Origin of the sequence: Mammaliicoccus sciuri, from assembly GCF_002901825.1 — a bacterium.
Taxonomy (GTDB): Bacteria; Bacillota; Bacilli; order Staphylococcales; family Staphylococcaceae; genus Mammaliicoccus; species Mammaliicoccus sciuri.
This window is the reverse complement of sequence record NZ_PPQD01000004.1, coordinates 25,344-47,061: the sequence shown is the minus strand read 5'-3', so window position 1 is coordinate 47,061 and position 21,718 is coordinate 25,344. Positions and strand designations below refer to the sequence as shown.

Annotated in this window: 16 protein-coding genes; 14 read left to right on the top strand and 2 right to left on the bottom strand. The window is 31.2% G+C overall.

All coding sequences use genetic code 11. The annotated features are described in order from the left end of the window. Window positions 1–581: 581 nt before the first annotated feature. The 10 genes from CD035_RS00790 (at window position 582) to CD035_RS00745 (ending at window position 16,016) form a co-directional block, all read left to right on the top strand. On the top strand, window positions 582–2,453 hold the full coding sequence (locus CD035_RS00790; RefSeq protein ID WP_048540354.1) for a site-specific DNA-methyltransferase: 1,872 nt from the start codon (window positions 582–584) through the stop codon (window positions 2,451–2,453). 2 nt (window positions 2,454–2,455) lie between these two features. Then, window positions 2,456–5,410 (top strand): type III restriction-modification system endonuclease, encoded by a 2,955-nt coding sequence (locus CD035_RS00785; protein ID WP_048540355.1) that lies wholly within the window; start codon window positions 2,456–2,458, stop codon window positions 5,408–5,410. An 11-nt stretch (window positions 5,411–5,421) separates the two neighbouring features. Then, window positions 5,422–6,711 carry a hypothetical protein gene (locus CD035_RS00780; protein WP_048540356.1) on the top strand — a complete coding sequence of 430 codons (1,290 nt, stop codon included), beginning with the start codon at window positions 5,422–5,424 and terminating at the stop codon, window positions 6,709–6,711. Between the two features lie 61 nt (window positions 6,712–6,772). Next, entirely contained in the window at window positions 6,773–8,569 is a 1,797-nt protein-coding gene (locus CD035_RS00775) for a DEAD/DEAH box helicase (RefSeq protein WP_229412491.1), read from the top strand. Between the two features lie 214 nt (window positions 8,570–8,783). Continuing rightward, complete coding sequence (locus tag CD035_RS00770; RefSeq protein ID WP_048540357.1) at window positions 8,784–9,410, top strand: hypothetical protein; 627 nt, start codon at window positions 8,784–8,786, stop codon at window positions 9,408–9,410. 136 nt (window positions 9,411–9,546) lie between these two features. Next, a complete protein-coding gene (locus CD035_RS00765) occupies window positions 9,547–10,620 on the top strand; it encodes a GntR family transcriptional regulator (protein WP_048540358.1) in 1,074 nt (357 codons plus the stop codon). A gap of 203 nt (window positions 10,621–10,823) precedes the next feature. Beyond that, on the top strand, window positions 10,824–12,455 hold the full coding sequence (locus CD035_RS00760; RefSeq protein ID WP_048540359.1) for a xylulokinase: 1,632 nt from the start codon (window positions 10,824–10,826) through the stop codon (window positions 12,453–12,455). After that, window positions 12,424–13,119: an L-ribulose-5-phosphate 4-epimerase gene (locus tag CD035_RS00755; protein WP_048540360.1), complete on the top strand. Its 696-nt coding sequence runs from the start codon at window positions 12,424–12,426 to the stop codon at window positions 13,117–13,119. Before CD035_RS00760 ends, CD035_RS00755 begins: the two co-directional genes overlap by 32 nt. A gap of 13 nt (window positions 13,120–13,132) precedes the next feature. Next, a complete protein-coding gene (araA, locus tag CD035_RS00750; protein ID WP_048540361.1) occupies window positions 13,133–14,554 on the top strand; it encodes an L-arabinose isomerase in 1,422 nt (473 codons plus the stop codon). Window positions 14,555–14,609: 55 nt separating this feature from the next. Further along, window positions 14,610–16,016 carry a sugar porter family MFS transporter gene (locus CD035_RS00745; protein ID WP_048540362.1) on the top strand — a complete coding sequence of 469 codons (1,407 nt, stop codon included), beginning with the start codon at window positions 14,610–14,612 and terminating at the stop codon, window positions 16,014–16,016. Between the two features lie 88 nt (window positions 16,017–16,104). On the opposite strand, the gene bla is transcribed toward CD035_RS00745, so the two are convergent. After that, window positions 16,105–16,959, bottom strand: a complete 855-nt coding sequence (gene bla, locus CD035_RS00740) for a BlaZ-like penicillin-hydrolyzing class A beta-lactamase (protein ID WP_048540363.1) — start codon at window positions 16,957–16,959, stop codon at window positions 16,105–16,107. Window positions 16,960–17,096: 137 nt separating this feature from the next. On the opposite strand from bla, the gene CD035_RS00735 reads away from it, so the two are divergent. From CD035_RS00735 to CD035_RS00720, 4 genes are all read left to right on the top strand, one after another. Continuing rightward, window positions 17,097–17,414, top strand: a complete 318-nt coding sequence (locus CD035_RS00735; RefSeq protein WP_048540364.1) for an ArsR/SmtB family transcription factor — start codon at window positions 17,097–17,099, stop codon at window positions 17,412–17,414. A gap of 94 nt (window positions 17,415–17,508) precedes the next feature. Then, window positions 17,509–18,459, top strand: a complete 951-nt coding sequence (locus CD035_RS00730) for an alpha/beta hydrolase fold domain-containing protein (RefSeq protein WP_048540365.1) — start codon at window positions 17,509–17,511, stop codon at window positions 18,457–18,459. A gap of 194 nt (window positions 18,460–18,653) precedes the next feature. Further along, window positions 18,654–19,577: an NAD-dependent epimerase/dehydratase family protein gene (locus tag CD035_RS00725; RefSeq protein ID WP_048540366.1), complete on the top strand. Its 924-nt coding sequence runs from the start codon at window positions 18,654–18,656 to the stop codon at window positions 19,575–19,577. A gap of 1 nt (window position 19,578) precedes the next feature. Then, window positions 19,579–20,274, top strand: coding sequence for a type 1 glutamine amidotransferase domain-containing protein (locus CD035_RS00720; RefSeq protein ID WP_048540367.1), 696 nt, complete (start codon window positions 19,579–19,581; stop codon window positions 20,272–20,274). 72 nt (window positions 20,275–20,346) lie between these two features. On the opposite strand, the gene CD035_RS00715 is transcribed toward CD035_RS00720, so the two are convergent. Further along, window positions 20,347–21,672: an MFS transporter gene (locus tag CD035_RS00715; RefSeq protein ID WP_048540368.1), complete on the bottom strand. Its 1,326-nt coding sequence runs from the start codon at window positions 21,670–21,672 to the stop codon at window positions 20,347–20,349. Window positions 21,673–21,718: the final 46 nt, after the last annotated feature.

The following is a 21,718-nucleotide window of genomic DNA, read 5'->3' as shown; positions in this document are numbered from 1 at the left end:
CAAAATTAGATAAGTAATTATTATGAGAGGTTATACTAGAAAGTGAAGCAAACTAAAGAAATAGATGCTTGGCTTTTTTTGTTTTGCTATACAAAAAATTAAGCTTGCAGATTATTGTAGTTGTTAATATATTATCAGTTTAACAATTTAAAAAGATTAGAGTATAAGAATATGGTACTAATTAACAAGTCATAAATTATTGATATAAGAAATGAATAGTGCGAATAAGGTTAATTGAATTTTTACTTTTATATTATTAGTATATAATTTATAGTATGTAATATAATAGATATATTATAGATGAGAAGTGATGTTTATTTATAGGGACATATTGGATTTTCTAGAAAAAAGTGCAAGATTAATTATATAAATTTGATAAGGAGATAGTTCCATGAGTGAATTAAAATATAACTATAGACAATTTGTGTATATGTATCTAATAAAGTCATTATCTAAGAATGTAAATAAGTAATTCTTAAGTAAAGAAAAGTTTGAATTAGAAGCGACTTTAAAAGAAAGGTACAAAAATTTATAGTTATTTATATTATAATATTAATAAGTTATTTATAAGGAGTGGGGAAATGTTATATCAAAACAGAAAGTATAATAATGAAAATGATAAAAATGAATTTGAACAAAAATTAAATGATAATTTTCCAGAATTTTTTAATGAGGATAGAACTTTTGACTTGAATAAATTTATAAATGAATTGAATTCATCGAACTTTGAAGAATTGTCTATGGGTTATTCTTTAAATTTCATAGGTAAAAATTATGCTAAGAAGATTGCGACTGAAAAACCAAACTCAGTTATTGTACCAAACATAGAATATAATAGTAATAATAATTCAGAAAATCTTTTCTATACAGGAGATAACTTAGAAGTTTTAAAACATCTTCAAGATTCTTATAGTAAATCTATTGATTTAATATATATAGACCCACCTTATAATACTGGAAGTGATGGATTTATATATTCAGATACATTTAAATACTCTGATGAAAAATTACAGGAAATGTTTGGTCTTTCTGAGGATGATTTGAAAAAACTTAAAAATATTGAGGGACGTTCTACTCATTCTTCATGGTTAACATTTATGTACCCAAGGTTAGTATTAGCAAAAAAGTTGTTGAGTGAAAATGGTACAATTCTTGTGTCTATTGATGATAACGAACAGGCAAATTTAAGATTGCTAATGAATGATATTTTTGGAGAAGGTCAAGTAGACCAATTAGTATGGAATAAAGAATCAGAAGGTAAAAGTGGAACTTTAAAGCAAGTTTCAAGATTTAGGAATGTACATGAATATGTAATTATTGGGTATAAGAACAAAGACAAAACAGAGTTTAATAAGATTAATGAAGCGTATATTGGCAGAGAAAATGAATTACATACCGCAAATTTAGCAGTAAACGCAGAAAAAGAAAATAAAAATCATAAGAATTATTTTACTATTACTAATCCATCAGGAATAGAATTTACAAAGCAATGGAAATGGGATAAGGAGAAAATTGAAGAACTAATATCACAAGATCTAATATATTGGGGAAGTGATGGTCAAAAGCAACCGAGATTAATTATACCAATGGATGATCGTAGAAAGATATACTTGCAATCAATATTAAATTATGGAGGGACTACAACTGGAAGAAAAAACTTTGAGGAAGTGATGGAACAAGGCATTTTTTCATTTCCAAAACCTGTTGACCTTATTGAAAAATTAATAATTGCAACAACCAACGAAAATTCTATAATATTAGACTTTTTTGCAGGATCAGGAACAACTGCTGAAGCTATACAAAAAATAAATAAAGAGCATAAATCAAATAGACGATTTATAATGGTACAAATTGATGAAGAAACTTATTCTGTAGATAATGATGGTATGAAAAAACCTCGTAAAGGCAGTGAAGAGGCATTTAAAAATGGTTATCTCTACATTGACCAAATTGCTAGAAAAAGAATTGAACGTTCCTATAAAAAATATAATGGTCAAAATGGAGCTGCATTTAGACATTTTTATGTTACTACACCTTCTAATGTACTGCTCGAAGAAATAGACGATATAGAAAATATAAGTACTAATTTATTCGATGATATGATTAGTAAATTTTCTGGTTCAAGCTTAGGAATAGACACAAAAGCAAATGGATATGAAACTATATTGGCTACATGGATGATGAAAGACGGATATAAGTTTGATGTGCATAGAAAAGAGTTACATTTAAATAATTATAAATTAAATATTATAAATAATAATAAAATTTATATGATTAACGAAGGATGGAGTAGTCAAGGTACCAAAGAACTAATTAATTTGATAGGAAATAATAAATTGAAAGTTCAAACTATTGTAATTTATCCTTATTCATTTGGTTTTGAAGAAATTAGAGAATTGGAAATTGCTTTAAATCAATTAGACCATAAAGTTAATTTAATTAAGAGGTATTAATTATGAAAATTATTTTAGAAGAATTGACTCATCAAGAAAAAGCACTAGAAAAAATAAATGAAAACTTCTTAGGAGTAGATTTAGCAAGTTCTAGTGAATTTTCTAATCCGCTTATAAAATCTAGGTATCAAAAAAATACAAATATTGACGTTAAAATGGAAACAGGTACTGGTAAAACTTATGTATATTCTAGAATGATGTATGAATGGCATAAAAAATTTGGGATATTTAAATTTGTAATAGTAGTACCTAGTCCAGCTATAAAAGAAGGAACAAAAAGCTTTTTAGAAAGTTCATATGCAAAGGAGCATTTTCAAGGGCCATATGATAATGTATCAATTGAATTAAATATGATAAATGCTGGAGATTTTAATACAAAATCAGGTAGAAAAAACTTTCCTCCTCAATTAAGTAATTTCGTAGAAAGTAGTAGTTTAAATACTAACCAAATCCAAGTGTTAATTATAAATGCTGGTATGTTAAATTCAAAAAATATGACAAGAAACGATTATGATCAAACTTTATTAAGTGATTATTCAAGTCCTATAGATGCTTTAAAAGCAACTAAACCGATTTTGATAATAGACGAACCACATAGGTTTCCAAGAGATAAAAAGAATTTTCAAGCTATAGAAAAGCTTGAACCACAAATGATAGTTAGATTTGGTGCTACTTTTCCTGATGTAAAACAGGGAACCGGAAAGAAAGCTGTATATGTTAAAGATTATTTTCGAGGTAAACCCCAATTTGAATTAAATGCTGTAGATAGTTTTAATCTTGGTTTAGTGAAAGGCATTGATATTTACTACCCAAATTTAACACCCGAACAGGCGAAAAATAAATATACTATAGATAGCGTTAAGTCAAAAGAATTGGTTTTGAAAAAAGGAAGTAATCGTTGGACTTTGGGAATAGGAGAGAATTTAGCAAATGTTGATCCCTTATTTGAAGGTGATTTGAGTTATTCTGGATCTAAAATGTTATCTAATGATTTAGAAATCAGTAAGGGTATGGAATTATTACCTGGGACATTTACTGCTAGTTATCAAGAATATATTATTAGAGATGCTATTAATCAACACTTTGTTCATGAAATTAATAATTTTATGAGAGATAATATAAAATCAAATTTTCAACCAAAAGTTAAAACTCTTTCTTTATTCTTTATAGATTCTATTTCTTCATATAGAAATAAGGATGGTTGGCTAAAACAGACATTCGAAAGACTTTTGAAAATTAAACTCAAAAGTTTGATAAAAGAATTTGAAGTAAAAAAATTACCAAGAGAAATAGAGTATTTGGATTTTTTAAGAAAAACATTAGATAGCCTAATTAGTGACAATCAAATGGTCCATGCCGGATACTTTGGTGAGGATAGAGGTTCAGGAGAAGAAGCAATACAAGCTGAAGTGAACGATATACTTAAAAACAAAGAAAAGATGTTGAGTTTCAAGGACTCAAATGGAGATTGGATTACTAGAAGATTCTTATTTTCAAAGTGGACTTTGAGAGAAGGATGGGATAATCCAAATGTATTTGTTATTTCTAAACTAAGAACATCTGGATCTGAAAACAGTAAAATACAAGAAGTAGGTAGAGGTTTACGCCTGCCTGTTGATGAGACTGGTCATAGATTAACACAAGATGAATTTCCAAGTAGGCTATCATTTTTAATTGGTTATGATGAAAGAGAATTTGCAGAAAAACTAATTGGAGAGATTAATTCAGATGTAGATGTTAGTTTAAATGAAGAAAAATTAACAGATGAGATGATTAATAAAGTTGTTGAATATAGAAGACAAACTCAACCAAATTTTAGTGACGAAAAACTATTAGAACACTTAGATGATTTAAAATTAATAAATAGAAAAAATGAATTTAAAAATGATGTAGAAATTGATGGCGTGCAAAAATCTGGGTTTGAATGGTTATTAGAATTTTACCCTGAAATTAATGAATCTAAATTAAAAGCAGATAAAGTTAGGGATATGAATAAAAAACAACCTTCTTTAAAGATTAAATTAAATAAAGAAAATTGGAATAAATTAAGGTTCTTATGGGAAAATTTATCTAAAAGATATATGTTAGAATTCAAAAAAATGGATGAAGATGAACTTTATTTCTTTATAGAAAGCTTGCTTGATGATAATCGCTTATTTGTTAAACAACAACCAGAAAGAGTGCATCAATCTGTACAAAGCGATAGTGATGGTAAGCAAGTTATTAAGGAATCAACTACTGAATATAATTTTAAAAATGAATATATTTATATGAATTACGGCAAATTTTTAAAACATCTTGTACTTAAAACCAATATACCAATTTCTATAATGCATAAATGTTTACTATCAGTATTAAAAGAAAAATATAATAGTGATGAACGTTACTTAAGTGAATTAAGCTTAAACAATATAATAAGAGAATTTAACAAACGTTTTGAAGAAAGATATAGTCAAAGTTATGAATATAAAAAATTAGATTTTTCTGCTACTACAACTATTTATGATTCTGATATTTCAGAATTCAAAGATTGGGTAGATGCCAACTATTTAGGAACTAATGTTGAAAATAATATTCAAGATGACAATCGATTTTTATATGAAAGACCACCAATAAGATATGATAGTGTTACTCCAGAGTTAGAGTTACTAAAAAGAAACTATGGTAATAATGTAACTGTTTTTGGTAATCTTCCAAAAAAAGCAATACAAGTTCCAAAATACACTGGTGGGACCACAACACCTGATTTTGTCTATTTAATAGAAGGTAATGAGCAAGATGCAATGTATCTTATTGTTGAAACAAAAGCAGAGAATATGCGTATAGGTGATAAATCTATTGGAGAAATTCAAAATAAATTCTTTAGTACGCTTGATAATTTGAATATTAAATATCAACTAGCTACCAGTGCTCAAGATGTATATAGTGAAATTAAAAAACTAGTTGATTTAGAATAAGGGGAATACAAATGGAAAAAACAAAGAAAATTTCATTGTTAGAAAAAGTAGAAGCGGGATTAGTTGATAAGACAGGAGCAAAACCTAAATTACCAACAACGATAACTGATTTAAATCAAGACACTTTAGAAGTTTATAGAATACCACTAAAATACTTATATTATAATGATCGAAATGGGAGGATAGCTTCTGTAATTTCTCGAGTTAGCGATGACATAAAAGTTGCTTATGAGTTTGAAGATAGTAATTATAATAAAAGTATTGAAAATATGATATTTGAAACAAACAGTACGGCATTAAAAAACACTAAAAAATCTATTAAAGATAAGGGTCAGCAAGTGTTTGGTTATGTATTAGATGATGGTAGAGTAATAGATGGAAACAGGCGATTTACTGCACTTCGACAGTTAGAACAAGAAACTGGGAACACATTCTATTTTGAAGCCGTTATTCTTCCTTTTACATATGATAAGAAAACTGATCGTGCTAAGATAAAACAATTAGAATTAGCTATTCAAATGGGTATAGAGGGAAAACAAGATTATGATAAAGTAGATGAAGCAGTTGATATATATCAGACAATTGAAGTTGAAAAATTAATGACGATAGCAGATTATGCAAAAGAATCAAATAAAAGTAAGAAAACAATTGAAAAACAATTAGGTTCTGCGAAATTAATAAGAAAATTTTTGGATTTTATTAATGCTCAAGAAAACTCATACTATATTGTAAAAGATACAGGAATATATTCTTTATTTGAAGAAGCGGTACCTAAACTTAAAAAAGCTTATCCAAAAGGTGGTCCTTCATTGGAAGATGCTATCGAAAAGTTTTTTAGCTTTGTCTTATTACAAATCCAATCTGGAACAAGTACTCGTGCCTATGCAGGAAGAGACTATTTCGAAAATATAGTTTTTTCAAATCAAGGTCATGATCAATTTAGTGAAGAAGTTGAGACTGCCATAGATGGTTTAAGAGATAATTTAGAAGAAAGTAAAATTACGTCAACTTCGGATTTAAAGAGTACCTTAAGCAATTCAGTCCCACAGTTAAGGGAAGTGAATTCCGCATATAAAAAAGTTGTCGATAAAAGTAAAAGAAATGCTAATGTTGAAACATTTATAGAAAATATCGAATCTATATCAGATAGTTTGAATGATATGGAGAGGGGTAATGGATTACCTAGTAATCTCACGTTTGAACAATTCAACCAAAAGCAACTAAAAGAAATCAGAGAAATGTTAATTAAAATAAATAATAATAGTAGAGAGTTAATAGATATTTATGAAAATGAAATCTAAGGTACAATTATTAGAAATCAATAATCAAATCATATTCATAGATAGTATTGAGAAGGATCTTTTGAACAAAAAAGTTCAAAGAGTATTAAATAAGTTTAATAGTTATTTTTCTGATTTTGATGACTATATTCTGGAAGATAATTTATCTCATATTCAATTAGAAAAAATAGTTAATGATTTAAACAAAGCTTTAACAAAAATTTCAAGACCTGAAGTTTTAGTAGATCCAAAAATCACAGATTTAATTCGAAGAAAGACTTATGCGATTAATGAACAAATAGTAGCAGGTTTAACTATAAAAGAAGATGATAAGAGATGGCAAAATGAACTTTTAGAATTCAAAAAAATCTTAGACAATGAAATTACAAGACCATTAAAACCAATTCAATTAAGAGCAAGCTTTTATTTATCGATTATGAAAAGAGCTGCTAACTTCTCTGTTCCGGGTGCAGGCAAGACAGCAATGATGTATGGTACATTTGCTTATTTATCAAGTACTAGTCAAAATAAAATTGACAAATTATTAGTTATATCTCCAATAAATGCATTTGAAGCATGGCGTTCAGAATTTATTGAGGTTTTTCAAAATAAAAGAAATTTAGAATTTATGAATTTAAGAGATAAAAAATTTAATGATCTTGGTAAAATTAGAACTGAATGGGGTAGTGCAAATGTTGTTGTTTTAAACTATGAAGCTTTAAAAAAATATAAAAGTGTTTTGAATGAACTGATTAATGAAAAAACAATGATAGTTTATGATGAAGTGCATAGAATTAAAGGAACTCAGAGTAGTAGAGCAGGTCATGCTCTTAATCTAGGTCTAAAATCGTATTATCGATATGTTCTAACTGGGACCCCCATCCCTAATAGTTATCAAGATATATATAATTTTTTGAATATTTTATATAAAGATGAATATGATAGTTATTTTGGATGGAGTATTGCTGATTTGCTAAATCCAAATGTATATGAAGTGAATGAAAAACTACAACCATTTTTCTGGCGTACTAATAAGAAAGATTTAGAAGTGCCTGAAGCTGATCAAGATAACATATTAATCGTTAATCCTAGTAATTTACAGCAATCATTAGCAGAAGCAATTTATGATAATGAACCAGGGATACTAGCTATATATATAAGACTTTTACAAGCGTCAACAAATCCAGAATTATTATTAAAAACAATTAACTATAGTGAATTAGGATTATTAAATGATGAGTTGAATTTTGATATCAATAAAGCATTAAATAAATCAGAGGAAAAACGAATTAGACAAGAAATTTATCATACCTTTGATTTAAAAAACATGAAATCTCCTAAATTTGAAAAAGGAATCGAATTGATACTACAATTGGTTAACCAAGGTAAAAAGGTACTAGTCTGGGGCTTGTTTGTAGGAACTATGAATAAAATCAATAAAAGATTATTGGAAAATGGAATTAACTCAATTTTGATTTATGGAGAAACACCAAAAGAAGATAGAGTAAATATGATAAATAATTTTAGAAATGGTGATGTGCAAGTATTAATCTCAAATCCAAATACATTAGGGGAATCTATTTCTTTACACCAAACAGTTCATGATGCTATATATTTTGAATACAATTTCAATCTCACTTTTATGTTGCAATCACGTGATAGAATACATCGCTTAGGACTAAGTGATAATCAATATACTAGGTATTATTATTTATTATCAGATGGGGATAGAGCCCATAAAGGATTTATAGATAAAGCTATATATAATAGATTAAAAGAAAAAGAAGAAGTTATGTTAAATGCTATAGATGGTGAGAACTTAAAACCAATGATTGAAGATGACTATTTAGAAGATGTGAAAAGCATTATTATAAGCTAGTAAAATTAATGACCACTCAATTAATTAATAAAGACTAGAGTACTTCCAGATGTGATAAGTTCTTTAGTTTTTTACATCTAAATTTACGTGTTAATTTTATTTTCTAATATAATGAAATAAATTTCATTCCTTTTTATAGTACAATCAATGAAAATTTGAATATTGAACTATAATATATTCCCTAGGAAATGAATATTATAAGGTGGTTACAATGATGAATAAGCATTTCACAGAAGTAGAAGTTATCGAACATCTTGTAAAGGCATATAAAGAAGCAGGGAAGCCTACTTACCCTCATGAAAATTTATATAGAGGACGTAATCATAGTATTTCAGGTATTGGAGAAGACTTGCTGGGTGCTTATTTGATTAGTAGGTTGGAAGGTGTTCAAATCTTTATTGATCAGCCTTTATCTATGATTGATAAATCTTTAAGTACAAGATATCCCGATTTATTGATTTGTGAAGGTAATGAAATTAAGAATATACTCGAAGTTAAAATGGACTTAGGATATCAAAGGAAAGATTTTATAAATTATTGCCAAAAGAAAGAAGAATGGATTTCAAATATCGTAGGAAAACAGTGTGTATTGTCTAGAAAGAGAGAAGACAGAATTCCTATGAATATAGCTGATGATATTAAATTTCATGTCGTGATTTACAGTGAAAACAATGGACCAAAGCGGTTCAATGAAGAAATCATGCCTATCGTTAATGAAACGTGTCCGCACATTGAAGTATATGTCTTAACAAGTGGACAGCACCCTAATTTAGCAGATGTTAATCTTGAAGGTATTAACATTAATAAAGATGAATTTGAAAGACTCGTAAATGCGTTATAAAAGTAGAATTGCCTCAGTATCTTTAAATGTATAGGTCACATACACATATTGTTTTTTAGTTAAATTGAATGTTATGTTTATATGATATACTAGCAGTAATTAAGCATATATCGTTAGAACTAGGAGATTGTATTTTATGAATAAGCCTAAATATCAAGTAATCGCAGATGAGATTAAAAATAAAATTATTAACAAGGAATTACAGGTGGGATCTTTATTACCTACTGAAAAAGACTTTCAAACTCGATATGGTGTGAGTAGATATACGATACGACAAGCTATGGAATTGCTTGTTGTAGATGGATATATTAAGAAAAGAAAAGGTTCGGGGTCGTATGTAAGTTACGAATTTTTAAATTCTAAAAAGAGTAATAACTCTAAAAAAATTGGTGTAATTGTAACGTACTTATCAGATTATATATTCCCGAGTATTATTCGTGGTCTTGAGACTGTCTTAAGAGAAAATGGATATTCACTCATCTTAGCAAGTACGAATAACAATCATGCTGACGAACGTCAGTGTTTAGAAATGATGTTAGACCAAGGTATTAAAGGATTAATTGTTGAACCAACGAAAAGTAATGTATATAATCCGAATTTATCTTATTACTCTTTATTTAAGCAGCGCGATATACCGATTTTAACGATTAATGCTCAATATGAAGAATTGAACTTACCATATATTGCGATTGATGATGTTAAATCAGGTCATCTCGCGACGAAATATCTTATAGATAAAGGACATGAAGATATTGCTTTAATCACTAAGATAGATGATAACCAAGGTAAGTTGAGAATGAAAGGTTACTTTAATGCTTTTGAAAATAATAATAAAGTCTTTAAGAGTGAATATATTTATACGTATGATACAGAAAGTAAAGTAACTGTGTTAGATCAATTTGTTGAGCATGTCGTATCGAAGCAAATTCAAGTTTCTGCCGTAGTGTGTTATAACGACCAAATAGCTTATTACATAATGAAGAAATTAACTAAAATGGGTGTGTCCGTTCCTGGAGATATTTCGATTGTAGGAGAAGATAACTCCGTATTGAGTAAATTGGAAGACGTCGATTTAACGACAACATCTCATCCACAAGAGTTATTAGGAGAGAAAGCTGCGAATTGGGTATTGAGTACGATAGAAACAGGTAAGGAACAACCTTCAGAATTACTGGATACTTATATTATAGAAAGAAGTTCCGTAAAATAATAAAATTATATAACTAACAAGCAAGTAGAGCTAATCTGTAAAAGGATTAGTTCTATTTTTTATATCATTATTTTACTTCTGAACAACTGATATTAATGGATTAATGCAGTTTAATATATACGGACAAAAATTATATTTATTTGACATGTACGGACAAATAAATTAAGATGTATTTGAAAACGATTACAGAAGAGGTGTTTACAATGCAAAATCCTAATACATTAACAGATAGTTCAGAGTTATCTATAGGAATAGAGTTAGGATCTACTCGCATTAAGACGGTAGCTATCGATGCACAGTTTAACACGTTGGCAACAGGTAGTTTTGAATGGGAGAACCAGAATATAGACGGTTATTGGACCTATTCAGTTAATGATATATGGGTAGGTTTACAAAAAAGCTATCAAGATATGGCGAATAATTTAAAACAAGATTTTAATGTGACTGTCCGTAAAATCAATAGTCTCGGGATAAGTGCAATGATGCATGGATATTTGGCTTTTGATAAACATGAAGACTTGTTAGTTCCGTTTAGAACTTGGCGTAATAATCATACAGTTGAAGCGGCAAAAAGATTAAGGACTCAGTTTAATTATAATATTCCTGAAAGATGGAGTATTGCACATTTATATCAAGCAGTAATAGACAAAGAATCTCATGTAAATGAAGTGAATTATATTACAACATTAGCAGGATATATTCATTGGTACTTAACAGGTGAGAAAGTATTAGGAATTGGTGATGCTTCAGGTATGTTTCCGGTAGATGTTGATCGAAAAATGTATAGAACAGATTTATTGGAAGAAGCAGATCTGTTACTGAATAAGGAAGGATTTCATAAATCGGTTATTGATGTATTACCACAAATTAAAGTTGCTGGTGAGAATGCTGGTTATTTAACAGATGAAGGCGCTCGTTTGTTGGATCCTGATGGTAACTTGGAAAGTGGATGCGTATTATGTCCACCTGAAGGGGATGCAGGGACAGGCATGGTTTCGACCAATGCGATAACGCCTCGATCTGGTAATATTTCAGCCGGTACGAGTGCATTTGCCATGATTGTATTAGAAAAATCTTTAAATCATGTATACCCAGAAGTAGATATCGTTGCAACACCTTCGAGTAATGAAGTAGCCATGATTCATACAAATAATTGTACGTCAGAAATAAACGCTTGGATGAATTTATTCGAAGAGGTATTAAACTCTATGGGCGTTACTTTTTCATCTGATGAGTTGTACGGACAAATATTAAAAACTTCAGAGAATAGTGATGATGATTTAGGTGGTTTACTTTCATACGGATATGTTTCTGGTGAGAATATTACAAAAGTCGAAGTGGGTTATCCAATGTTTATTAGAGAACCGAATAACCAGTTTACACTTGCAAACTTTATGAAAACACAGTTATTTAGTGCATTTAGTACTTTGAAAATAGGAATGGATTTATTAAAAGATAATGAAGATATAGCAATTAATAAATTAATCGCACACGGTGGCATTTTTAAAACAGAAAAAATTGCACAAGAAGTATTGAGTGCAGCTATGAATGCGCCAATAACAGTGATGAATCATGCGAGTGAAGGTGGTGCATGGGGCATTAGTGTATTAGCGAAATATGTAGCAGCTCATGATGATATAACGTTATCGCAATATCTCGACGAATTTGTCTTTGCGAATGTAGATGAAACAACACTTGAACCTACATTACAAGCAGTTGAGAACTTTGATGCATATATCGAAAAGACTACAAAAGGTTTACCGATTGAACGACAAATATCAGATTACATGGAGGGTGGAGAAGATGCTAGAAAAATTAAAACAAGAAGTATATAAAGCTAATTTAGAGTTACCTCAAAGGGGATTAATCAAATACACATGGGGAAATGTTAGTGGATTTGATGAAGAAACAGGTTTGTTTGTTATCAAACCTAGTGGCGTTGATTATGACGAAATGCGTCCGGAAGATATGGTTGTTTGTAATTTAGATTGCGAAATTGTTGAAGGTGATTTAAATCCATCATCAGATATGCCAACTCACGCAGTACTATATAAATCATTTCCGAATATAGGTAGCGTTGTCCATACACATTCTCCTTGGGCAACAATTTGGGCGCAAGCAGGTATGGATGTACCAGCCATGGGAACAACACATGCAGATACATTTTATGGTTCTGTACCATGTGCGAGATTTTTAACGGCTAATGAAATCAATGAGAATTATGAGTATGAAACAGGTAACGTAATTATTGAAACATTTAAGAATAGAGGCATTGATCCAAATGAAGTGCCTGCAGTATTACTGCAAGGACATGCCCCATTTGTTTGGGCTAAAGACTGTGAACATGCTGTTATGAATGCAGTTGTCTTAGAAGAAGTATGTAAGATGAACTTATTTACACAACAATTAAATGAAAATGCTTCAGTGTTACCGCAAGAAATTTTGAATAAGCATTATGAAAGAAAACATGGCGTAAATGCATATTATGGACAGAAATAAGGAGGAATTCTAGATGAGTACAGAAAAGAAATTTTGGTTTGTAGTTGGATCACAAGCGCTATATGGTGATGAAGCTTTAGAGAAGGTAAAAGCAGACGCACAAGAAATGACAACTTATTTAAATGAACATGCGGATTTACCTTTTGAAATTGAGTTACAAACACAGTTGGCAACGACTGCTGATGTGATTACGAATATTATGAAAGAAGCAAATTACAGAGATGATATTGCGGGTGTTATTACATGGATGCATACATTTTCTCCAGCAAAAATGTGGATTAGAGGTACGAAGTTACTTCAAAAGCCATTGCTACATTTAGCGACTCAATTTTATGACAATATTTCCTGGGAAAAAATTGATATGGACTATATGAATTTACATCAATCAGCACATGGAGATAGAGAGTATGGTTTTATTAATAAAAGACTAGATAAACAGAATAAGATTATTTTCGGTCATTGGAAAGATAAAGCGACACAAGATGATATTAAATCTTGGATGCTTATAGCAAATGCCTATAATGAAAGCTTCAACCTTAAAGTAGCACGCTTTGGAGATAATATGAGAAACGTTGCTGTTACTGAAGGCGATAAAATAGAAGCACAAATTCAATTTGGATGGACTGTAGATTACTTTGGTATTGGTGATTTAGTTGCTTATATTGAAGATGTGAAAGAAGAAGAAGTTCAAGATTTATTTGCAGAATATCAGAAGAAATATGACTTTGATTACAGAGATTATAATGAAGTGGATTTTAATCAATCAGTAGAAGAACAAATCAAATATGAAATTGCAATTAAACGTTTCTTAGATGATGGAGGTTACACTGCCTTTACTACTAATTTTGAAGACTTACATGGTATGAAACAATTACCAGGTTTAGCAGTTCAACGCTTAAATGAACAAGGATACGGATTCGCTGGAGAAGGCGATTGGAAGACGGCTGCACTTGATAGATTATTGAAGATTGCTACTCAAAATCAAGCGACTGGATTTATGGAAGATTATACGTATGACATGAGAAGCGATAAACAAAATATACTTGGTTCACATATGTTAGAAGTTGATCCTACATTGGCTGCTACTAAACCAAAAATTGTTGTAGATTTCTTAGGTATTGGAGATAAAAATGATCCGGCACGTTTAGTATTTGACGGTAAAGCTGGAGAGGGTATTGTTGTGACAATGTTAGATTTAGGTACGCATTATAAATTTATCGTTAATGAAATAGTAGCTGAATCATTAACAGAACCAGCACCTCACTTACCAGTTGCGAGAGTATTATGGAAGACGAAACCTTCTTTAGAAACGGGCGTTAGACGTTGGATTGAAGAAGGAGGCGGGCATCATACAGTACTATCACTAACTTTAAATTCAGAAGAAGTTGAGACGTTAATTAAGATGTTTGATGCAGAGTATGTTGTGATTAAATAAAGACTAACTGAAATAACATAGATGAATTTGAAAGTAAAAAGGGGTGGATGGGATTATGAAAACGAAAAGTAAGGTGTCTAATAGCTTTATTTATTTCTTTGGAGCATTTGGCGGTATTCTATTTGGTTATGATATTGGTGTTATGACAGGTGCGTTGCCTTTTCTTAGAGAAGATTGGGGTATAAATAGTGGCTTTATTATAGGACTAATAACATCTTCAGTTATGCTAGGTGCCATATTTGGTGGTATCTTAGCAGGGAGACTATCTGATAAATTAGGTCGTAGAAAAATGATCTTAATTTCGGCAATAATATTCGTTGTTGGATCAATATTATCTGGTATTGCACCACATAATGGTAACTATTTCTTAATTATTTCTAGGGTCATCTTAGGTTTAGCTGTAGGGGCAGCTTCTGCTTTAGTACCTGCATATATGTCTGAAATGGCACCAGCAAAATTAAGAGGTCAGTTATCTGGTTTGAATCAAACGATGATCGTTTCAGGTATGCTCTTATCTTATATCGTCGATTTTTTATTAAGAGATTTACCTATTGAGTTAGGTTGGAGATTGATGTTAAGTATAGCTGCAGTTCCAGCAATCATTCTATTTTTAGGTGTATTAAAATTGCCAGAATCACCAAGATTTCTAATTAAAAATGGCAAGTTTGAAGAAGCCAAGTATGTATTGATGAATTTACGTAAAACAAAGCAAGTTGATGTTGAACTTGAAGAAATTAGAAGTACGATTATAACAGAAAGTAAAGTAACGACAAATAATACATTAAGCACTTTATTCAATAGTAAATATAAATATTTGGTTGTCGCTGGTCTAGGTGTCGCAGCATTTCAACAATTTCAAGGTGCAAATGCTATTTTCTATTACATTCCATTAATCGTAGAGCAAGCGACAGGTAATTCAGCAAGTTCTGCATTATTATGGCCAATCATTCAAGGTGTGATATTAGTACTAGGATCATTATTATTTATTTGGATAGCAGATAAATTTAATCGTCGAACATTATTAATGTTAGGTGGAACAGTGATGGGATTGTCATTCATATTACCGACTATTATTAATGTTATCATGCCAAATGCTAATCCAATCATCATTGTAATATTCCTAAGTATTTATGTAGCATTCTATTCATTCACATGGGCACCCTTAACTTGGGTAATTGTTGGTGAGATATTCCCATTATCAATTAGAGGTTTAGCTTCAGGAGCTGCTTCTTCACTAAATTGGATAGGCTCATTTTTAGTTGGCTTATTATTCCCGATTATGACTGCATTTTTTCCACAAGAAATCGTATTTGCGATATTCGGCATAATCTGTATATTAGGTGTAGTATTCGTTAAAAAATGTGTTCCAGAATCACGAGGAAAAACATTAGAAGAAATCGAGAAGTTATCTGGTCCTGAAAGTAAAGTTAACCTGAAAAATGTTAACGTCGAACGTAGTTAGATTAATAGAACAAAGCAGAAGAATTTCAGTAAAACCTGATGTTCTTCTGCTTTTTATATTTTATGACTTATTTCACTAGGTTTTATTCCTACTTATCATTAAATTTTTCTAATACGACTTTAGCTGTTTCACTGACTACTTTGTCGTTTGGTTTATCTGTCTTGCCTTCTTTGTTTGTGAATATAACGAGAACAATTGGTTTTGATTCACCTTTAGGGTATACAAAAGCAACATCATTTCTTGATGCGTAAGTGATGGCTTGTCCACTCTTATCTGCTACTTTAAAATTCTTTGGCGCACCTTTTTTGATTAATGTATCTCCGCTTTTGTTATGGACCATTAAGTCAATTAAGAATGTTTTGTTTTCTTTTGATAAACGACCATCTTTAATGAGTTTATTGAGTGTTTTTCCGAAAGCTTGTGGTGTCGAAGTATCTCTATTACTCTTTGGATTATAATTGTTTAATTCAGGTTCCATTCTAGAAGGTTTAGTAGTCTTATCATCTAATGATTTTAACCTTTTATTAACTTCTTTATAGCCATCTAATTCTTCAATAATCATATTATTAGCAGTATTATCACTGTATAACATTGTTGCTTCTATTAACTTTTTAATTGAGATATCTTTATTGATAAATTTTTCTAGTACAGGTGAGTACGGCACAATGTCTTCTTTACTAACATAAACTTTCTTATTTAGTTCATCGTGGGGTGTCTTTTCAAGTAACATCGCACTACTTATGGCTTTGAAAGTTGAAGCATAGGCAAATCTCTTATCTTCATTAAAGGTAATTTCTTTATCAGTTGCAGTATTTAAAGCATAAACACCTATATTAGCATCATATTTATCTTCAACCTTCTTCAAATCTTGCGTTGTCGCATCAGCAGTACTGCAGGCGCTGAGTAATAAAATAGATGCAATCATTAATATCAATTTCTTCATTAAGCATACCTCCTTAGACTTGGTATATATACTATCATATTAATAATATGATAGTGTGAACAATCTTCCCTTTTGACTTTCACGTGCTATACGTGGTATATAATAATCATTGAAACGATTTGTTAAGGAGAGACGACATGAAAGACAAGACGATGGAGGTATTTAAGAGGGGTTCGAAGTTATTGAATATTCTTCAAGATGAGAAGCGCCAACAAATTCTTGTTCTATTATGTAGAGAAGAACAATTAACTGTGAATCAAATTACTGAACTACTGACGATTTCACGTCCTGCTGTATCTCATCATTTGAAATTAATGTATGAAGTGGGCTTGTTAACTGTTGAGCAAGTTGGATTGGAAAGATATTACCGTTCTGATTTAGACGATGCGTTACTTTGGTTGAAAGAACTGACAGCTTCTTTAGAAGAAAATATTAAAAATAAAGAAAAAGCGTAAAAAATTTTAGTCGTTATGTTTATAGGTTTAAACTTATGGATAAACAATAGTAACACATTTATTTAAATTTTGATTTTAAAGGAGAAGATATATCATGGTTAATAAAGTAGTTCTGGAAGAAGCAGCTCAAGAATTTAGTGAAGCAAACAAGTCACATCCTCGTATTTATGAATTAGAACCTAAAGATGGTAGAGCTTTATTAGAAGAAGTTCAATCGTCTCCAGTAGATAAGTATAATGTAGATATAGAAGACACAACATTCACATCTGAAAAATTTGGTGATGTACCTGTGCGTTTTATACGCCCTGAAGGAAGTAGTGAGAAACTACCAGTGATATTCTATATACATGGCGCAGGATGGGTATTTGGTAGTGCTAAGACACATGATAAGCTCGTGAGAGAACTAGCAGTAAGAACGCATTCAGTAGTGGTATTTCCTGAATACACACTTTCACCAGAAGCAAAATACCCGACAGCAATTGAACAAAATTATGATGTATTGCAACAATTAAAAGATATTTCACATGAGAAAAACTTAGACATTCATAAACTAACCGTTGCAGGAGATTCAGTTGGTGGTAATATGGCTACAGTCATGACAATTATGACGAAACAACGAAACGGACTACCCATCAATCAACAATTATTATATTATCCAGTGACTAATGCGGAGTTTGATACGGAATCATATCATCAATTTGCAGAAAATTATTTTTTAGCTAAAGAAGGCATGCAATGGTTTTGGGACCAATATACGACAGATGCAAACGAGAGGGATGAAATTACCGCTTCTCCATTGAAAGCATCTGTTGAAGAACTAAAAGGTTTGCCTAGTGCAATGATATTAAATGCTGAAGCTGATGTATTAAGAGATGAAGGTGAAGCATATGCAAATAAATTAAGAGAGGCAGGCGTTGAGGTTACACACATGAGATTCCAAGGTATTATTCATGATTTTGTAATGGTTAATTCAATGGATCAAACTAATGCAACACGTGCAGCTATGGATATATCAACCAACTGGATAAATAAAAAGAATAAATAAAGTATATATTAGAGGTTGGGGCAGAAACCTGATTTGAACAAATGAATTGGTAAGCTCGCCCCGGTAGGAATGAATTAAGTTGGAAAGAGCGTAATTTCAATAAAGACATTTACTGCCAAAATACTTAATGTGGCTGAGACATACACTATGTCCCAGCCTGTTTTTCAGTAAATTAATTATAAGGAGCATTGGATATGCAAACAATCTTAGGAAGTAACGGACAAATTGGGCAAGAAATTGCTAAAGAAATTTACAGAAATTATACGAGAGATATACGTTTAGTAGGTAGAAAGCCAAAGAAAATTCATGATACAGACGAGTTAGTAGCTGCTGATTTAATGAAATACGAAGATACACTTAAAGCAGTGGAAGGTAGTGAAATAGTCTATTTTGCTGTTGGTTTACCTGCAAATTCAGAAATGTGGGAAGAACGCTTCCCAGTGATTATGGAGAATGTCATTAAAGCATGCCAAGAAACAAATACGAAACTCGCATTCTTTGATAATACGTATATGTATGAGAAAAACGATAACGTACAGGTTGAAGACAGTCCATTTGTACCAGAAGGTCGTAAATCACAAGTACGTGCGGATATAGCTGAAATGTTGTTATCAGCTATGAAAGATCAATCTATTAATGCTGTTATTGGTCGCGCCCCTGAATTCTACGGACCAGGATTGACACAAAGCTTTACCAATTCATTAGTTTTTAACCGTGTGAGAGCAGGTAAACGTGCATTAGTACCGGTTAATGCTTCTGTGTTACGTACACTTATATGGACACCTGATGCGAGTCGTGCCTTAGCATTGCTCGGTAATACACCAGATGCATACGGCGAAACTTGGCATTTACCAACAGACAATAGTGTGTCTTATAAAGATATTTTGAAAAAAGCAGAGAAAATCTTAAATAAGAAAATTAAGTATATGACTGTACCAATGTGGGTATTTAAATTAGGTAGTCTATTTAACCAACAAGTTAAAGAACTTACTGAATTATTACCAAGATATAAATATGATAACGTCTTTAAGTCCGATAAATTTAAAGAAAGATTTCCTAATTTTAAAGTGACAACTTATGAAGAAGGCATTAAAAATATTTTAAAAGGAGAATCGTAATATGAAGAAAATCATGATTGTTAATACAAGCGCAGATTATTATGAAGGAACACGTAAACCAACAGGACTGTGGCTAGGTGAACTCGTTCATTTTTATGATTATTTTAATTCAGAAGATTATCAAATCGATTTATTTAACATAAAAGGTGGTGAAACACCTATTGATCCGGTAAGTCTTAATCCACTAATGCTAGATAAACTATCAAAGGCTTATTATAACAATCGTACTTTTATGGAGAAGCTTAAAAATAGTCCATCTATTCGTGAAGCGAATCCTGAAACATACGATGCCATTTACTTTACCGGCGGACATGGTGTGATGTTTGATTTTCCAGATAATATGTATATTCAAGATGCTGTTAATGAAGTATATCGTCACGGTGGCGTTGTCGCAGCAGTGTGCCACGGCATCGCAGCATTATTGAATGTGAAAGATGAAAACGGCAGATACTTTATCGATCGTAAACAAATCACAGGATTTTCAAATGCAGAAGAAATATTAGCTAACCGTAAGCGCCTTGTACCATTTATGTTAGAAAGTGAACTTAAAATCCGAGATGCCAAATACAACAAAGCAAAAGTACCATTCAGACCATTTGTTCAAGTAGACAACAGACTCGTTACAGGACAGAATCCACAATCACCAAAGCAAGTCGCACAAGCCGTTGCACGCATATTGAGTGGAGAAGGAAAGTAGCGCAGGAAGACTGAGGTTAGTGTAAGAGTAATACAAAAATTAGCTGAGACATTCAACGTGTCTCAGCTTTTATTATGCGTTTATTTTCTCTTTCTGCGTGAAAATTAAAATGATTAATGCTAGAACCATATATGCTGTTATTATCCACATAACGGCATGGTAATATGTGGTGATATTTGTAATTTGAGCGGTAAATAACACGATGATGGACAATCCAACTGGTCCGCCTAATTGATGCATACTATTTGTCATGCCACTTGCTGCGCCAGCTATGTTGTTATCCACTTTATATATGCCTGCATTTGTGAGTGGTGCAAGGATCCATCCTTGCCCTAATCCCACAAGTATCATCGGAAGTCCGATTGCTAACCAGTAGCCATTTGTTGGGTTTACTATAGCAGATATGACTAAGCCAATGATTAATATCACTTGTCCTGTTAGTAATACTTTTGTGTTACCGAATTTTTCAGTAATAGTAGGTAAGTACATTGCTGCTATAAAGTTAACGATTGTTAGAGGTAAGAATCCTATACCAGCTTGTAATGGTGTATAGTGATAAATTTCTTGCATAATTTGAGGGAGTATAAACCAATATGACAACATTGCCATCATGAATATAAATCTGCCGATATATGCACCGGAACGTACAGAATTATTGAAAAGCGATATTGGCATTAATGCATAATCAAGTCTTCTCTCTAACAACACAAAAGCAATGATAAGGACGAATCCTAGTATAAGGAATGGTAAAGCGTTAGATGTTATACCATAAACTAAACTCATGGCTGCTATAACAGAAAGAATTGCACCGAAGTAGTCTATTTTTGTACGCTTTATTTGTGTTTGTTTAACATATAAGATTGTTAAAATGATGAGTACTATAGTAAATGGTACATTAATTAAAAAACCTGATCTCCAACTGATAACACTTGTTAACCATCCTCCAAGTAGTAAACCTATACTTGAACCGATGCCTGCTGTTGCCCCGTAATAACTAATAGCTCTCATACGTTGTTTACCTTCATACGTATCCATAAGCAGTGCAAGGGAAGTAGGTGCAATGATAGCTGAACCAATGCCTTGAATAGCTCTAAAAGTAATAATTTGATAGTCAGTTTGAGAGATACCGATTAATAAACTTGATATACCAAATATCATTAAACCTATAAGAAAGATCTTTTTCCTACCGAGTAAATCACCAAGTCTACCTGCTAGTAATAAAAATCCGCCAAATGTAATTGTATAAGCATTCGACACCCAAGAGAGTGAAGCATCATCCATCTGAAGGTCGTTTGCGATTTTAACTGTACTTGTGAAAATAATAGAATTATCCATTAATATTAAGAAATAACTGAATAGAATAATTGGTAATACAATACCAAATGTGTGCTTCGACATAACACAGCTCCTTTTAATTAATAGAGGTATTGTAATGTATAGAGTT

Excerpts from the sequence above, each read along its gene's own strand:
- CD035_RS00790 (WP_048540354.1), top strand. The coding sequence starts at position 582 with ATGTTATATCAAAACAGAAAGTATAATAATGAAAATGATAAAAATGAA.
- CD035_RS00785 (WP_048540355.1), top strand. The coding sequence starts at position 2,456 with ATGAAAATTATTTTAGAAGAATTGACTCATCAAGAAAAAGCACTAGAA.
- CD035_RS00780 (WP_048540356.1), top strand. The coding sequence starts at position 5,422 with ATGGAAAAAACAAAGAAAATTTCATTGTTAGAAAAAGTAGAAGCGGGA.
- CD035_RS00770 (WP_048540357.1), top strand. The coding sequence starts at position 8,784 with ATGAATAAGCATTTCACAGAAGTAGAAGTTATCGAACATCTTGTAAAG.
- CD035_RS00765 (WP_048540358.1), top strand. The coding sequence starts at position 9,547 with ATGAATAAGCCTAAATATCAAGTAATCGCAGATGAGATTAAAAATAAA.
- CD035_RS00760 (WP_048540359.1), top strand. The coding sequence starts at position 10,824 with ATGCAAAATCCTAATACATTAACAGATAGTTCAGAGTTATCTATAGGA.
- CD035_RS00755 (WP_048540360.1), top strand. The coding sequence starts at position 12,424 with ATGCTAGAAAAATTAAAACAAGAAGTATATAAAGCTAATTTAGAGTTA.
- araA (WP_048540361.1), top strand. The coding sequence starts at position 13,133 with ATGAGTACAGAAAAGAAATTTTGGTTTGTAGTTGGATCACAAGCGCTA.
- CD035_RS00745 (WP_048540362.1), top strand. The coding sequence starts at position 14,610 with ATGAAAACGAAAAGTAAGGTGTCTAATAGCTTTATTTATTTCTTTGGA.
- bla (WP_048540363.1), bottom strand. The coding sequence starts at position 16,959 with ATGAAGAAATTGATATTAATGATTGCATCTATTTTATTACTCAGCGCC.
- CD035_RS00735 (WP_048540364.1), top strand. The coding sequence starts at position 17,097 with ATGAAAGACAAGACGATGGAGGTATTTAAGAGGGGTTCGAAGTTATTG.
- CD035_RS00730 (WP_048540365.1), top strand. The coding sequence starts at position 17,509 with ATGGTTAATAAAGTAGTTCTGGAAGAAGCAGCTCAAGAATTTAGTGAA.
- CD035_RS00725 (WP_048540366.1), top strand. The coding sequence starts at position 18,654 with ATGCAAACAATCTTAGGAAGTAACGGACAAATTGGGCAAGAAATTGCT.
- CD035_RS00720 (WP_048540367.1), top strand. The coding sequence starts at position 19,579 with ATGAAGAAAATCATGATTGTTAATACAAGCGCAGATTATTATGAAGGA.
- CD035_RS00715 (WP_048540368.1), bottom strand. The coding sequence starts at position 21,672 with ATGTCGAAGCACACATTTGGTATTGTATTACCAATTATTCTATTCAGT.